The following is a 2,841-nucleotide window of genomic DNA, read 5'->3' on the forward strand; positions in this document are numbered from 1 at the left end:
CGAAATCCCGCCATCGTTGTGGTCGGATACGAAATATCCTATGCTTTTGGCGTAATGGATATTCGACAGACACCCGGATCTTCCGGAAAGCGTTCCGACCCGAAGGCGGTCAGGCCGGCCGGTCGCGTCCGGTCGGCGGCGGCCCTGGCGGTCGTCTGCGTCCTGGCCCTGACGGGCTGGCAGATCTGGAGCAGCCGCCATGACTCCATCGAGGAGATCAAGACCCAGACCTCGGTCCTATCCCGGGTGGCGGAAGACCATATCACCGGCATGGTGCGCGGCATCGATCTGCTGCTGGGCGAGATCGCCGACCTCGCCCATGGCGGCAACGCCGTGGACAGGGCCGCCTTCAACACTCTGCTGAACAGCCGGATGAAGCACATGCCCTTCATCCGCAACGCCTTCGTCACCGACGCCGCCGGAACCGTCACCCACAGCACCCTGGCCGGCATGCCCCGGATCGAGGTTCACGACCGCGAGTACTTTACCGCCCTGAAGGCCGACGCCAATCTGCCGCTGTACATCTCGCCCCCCCTGCGCAGCCGGATTCAACCGGTGATGTCCGTATTCATCGCGCGCCCCCTGCGCGGCGTGTCCGGCGACTTTCTCGGCATCGCCGCCATCACGGTCGATCCCCGGGCGTTCGAGGACCAGCTTGGCATCATCCGCCCGGCTTCCGGCGGCACCGCCACCTTGCTGCGGACCGAGGGCACGGTGCTGGCCCGCGTGCCCGACCCGGACAAGTGGATCGGCCGCTGGCTGGGCGATGGCGAGGTGATCCGCAGCCTGTCGAAGGGACCGCAGGGCGTGCTGCACGGAACCGGACGCACCGATGGCGCCGACCGCGTCACCGCCTATCGGCAATTGCAGTTCTACCCCCTGGTGGTGACGGTGGGAGTGCGGACCGGGGCGGCGCTGGACCGGTGGCGGAGCGACATCTGGCTGCATGGGGGAATCGGGCTGACCCTGGCGCTGGTTCTGACCGGACTGGCGGCGCTGTCGGCGCGCGGACAGGCCGAGCGCCAGAGGTCCCAGGCCGCCCTGGCCGCCAGCGAGGAACGCTTTCGCCGGCTCAGCGACCGTTCGCCGGTCGGGGTGGTCCAGGCGGGGCTGGACGGAACCTGCCTCTACGCCAATCCCCGCTGGCTGGAAATCGTCGGACGCGGCCCCGAGGACGTGCTGGGCGCCCGCTGGTTCGACCTCGCCGCCGCCGAGGACCGCCCCGCCGTGGCCGGCGCCTGGGACACGCTGGCTCAGGGGGGCGAGTTTTCCGCCGAACTGCGCGTCCGCACCCCTGGCGGCGCCCTGCGCTGGGTGCGTGGGCGCGCCTCCATGCTGGGCGAGGTCGATCTGGTGGCCACCTTCGAGGACGTCACCGCCGCCAAGGAGGCGGAGCGGCGGCTGCGGCTGTCCGAGGAGAAATTCTCCAAGGCCTTTCGCGGCAGCCCCGACGCCCTGACCATCTCCACCCTAGCCGGCGGCGCCTATGTGGACGTCAACCGCGCCTTCTGCCTGATGCTGGGCTACGATCAGGCGGAACTGATGGGGCGTACCGCCCATGATCTCGGGGTCTGGGCCGATCCCGGCGACCGCGCCCGGCTCGTGGAAATCGTCGCCCGCGACGGCCAGGCCGAGGATTTCGAGACCCGGCTGCGGCGCAAGGACGGCTCCGCCATCACCGTCCTGATCTCGGCCCAGCCCATCGAGGTCGGCGGCGAACCCTGCCTGCTGTTCATCTGCCGCGACGTCAGCGAGCGCCGCGCCATGGAAGCCCGGACCAGAACGCTGCTGGCCCGGCTGGACGCCTCCAACAAGGAGCTGGAGCAGTTCGCCTACGTCACCTCCCACGATCTCCAGGAGCCGCTGCGCATGATCGCCGGCTATGCCCAGCTGATCGAGCGCCGCTATCGCGGCCGCCTCGACAGCGACGCCGACGAGTTCATCGCCTTCCTGGTGGACGGCGCCAAGCGCATGCAGGGGATGATCCAGGACCTGCTGGAATATTCCCGCGTCGAGCGGCTGGGCGGGGCCTTCGTCGAATTCGACATCGCCGGCGTGATGGAGGACGTGAGACGCAATCTGGCCGCCGCCCTGGCCGAAACCGGCGGCCGGATCGAGGTCGGTCCCATGCCGCGCCTGACCGGCGACCGGGCCCAGATCATGCGGCTGTTGCAGAACCTGATCGGCAACGCCCTCAAATACCGCCACCCCGGCCGGCCGCCGGAAATCGCGGTCGCCGCCGCCAGGGACGAGGGCGGCTGGACCATTTCCGTCTCGGACAACGGCATCGGCATCGAATCCCAATATTTCGACAGAATCTTCCTGGTGTTCCAGCGCCTGCACACCCGGGAGAAATATCCCGGCACGGGAATCGGCCTGGCCATCTGCAAGAAGATCGTCGAGCGTCACGGCGGCCGCCTGTGGGTGGAATCCCGGCTCCATCACGGCAGCGTCTTCCGCTTCTCCCTGCCGGACGCCCCCGGAACCGCCGTCGACACCGCCCCGGAGTGAGGCCGCCGCCCAAGACATTGCCGGATATTTTCCGTCGGCGGCCAACTTGATTCGGACGCCCACGGGCGGGCGGGAGCATCCGACCAGATTTATCAATGTTCCACCGGAACTTCACAGGAAGTGCCACAGATATAAACGCATCGCATTATAATTTTGCGTTATCTGGAGACGCCCATATTAGCAAATCAACCTGATATTGCATATGTTTATGGCGATATTGTCTTGGCGTTCTTGTATATTTATTATGGCAACCCCCCGTTTTGCCCTTGTAAGGTGAACACTGTATATTGACGCGGCACCACCTTACCCTGTATTGTGCAAGGTGGTGAG

Annotated in this window: 1 protein-coding gene; it reads left to right on the plus strand. The window is 66.6% G+C overall.

The genetic code is table 11. From position 1 onward, the window contains the following. The first annotated feature begins 54 nt into the window (after window positions 1-54). Entirely contained in the window at window positions 55-2,511 is a 2,457-nt protein-coding gene (locus tag MTBSS4_RS19135; protein ID WP_173984962.1) for a PAS domain S-box protein, read from the plus strand. Window positions 2,512-2,841 lie beyond the last annotated feature (330 nt).

The sequence above is a fragment of the Magnetospirillum sp. SS-4 genome (assembly GCF_902729425.1).
In the GTDB taxonomy this organism is placed as follows: domain Bacteria; phylum Pseudomonadota; class Alphaproteobacteria; order Rhodospirillales; family Magnetospirillaceae; genus Phaeospirillum.

Bases quoted from the DNA above. Each gene is read 5' to 3' on its own strand.
- MTBSS4_RS19135 (WP_173984962.1), top strand. From the start codon at position 55: ATGGATATTCGACAGACACCCGGATCTTCCGGAAAGCGTTCCGACCCG.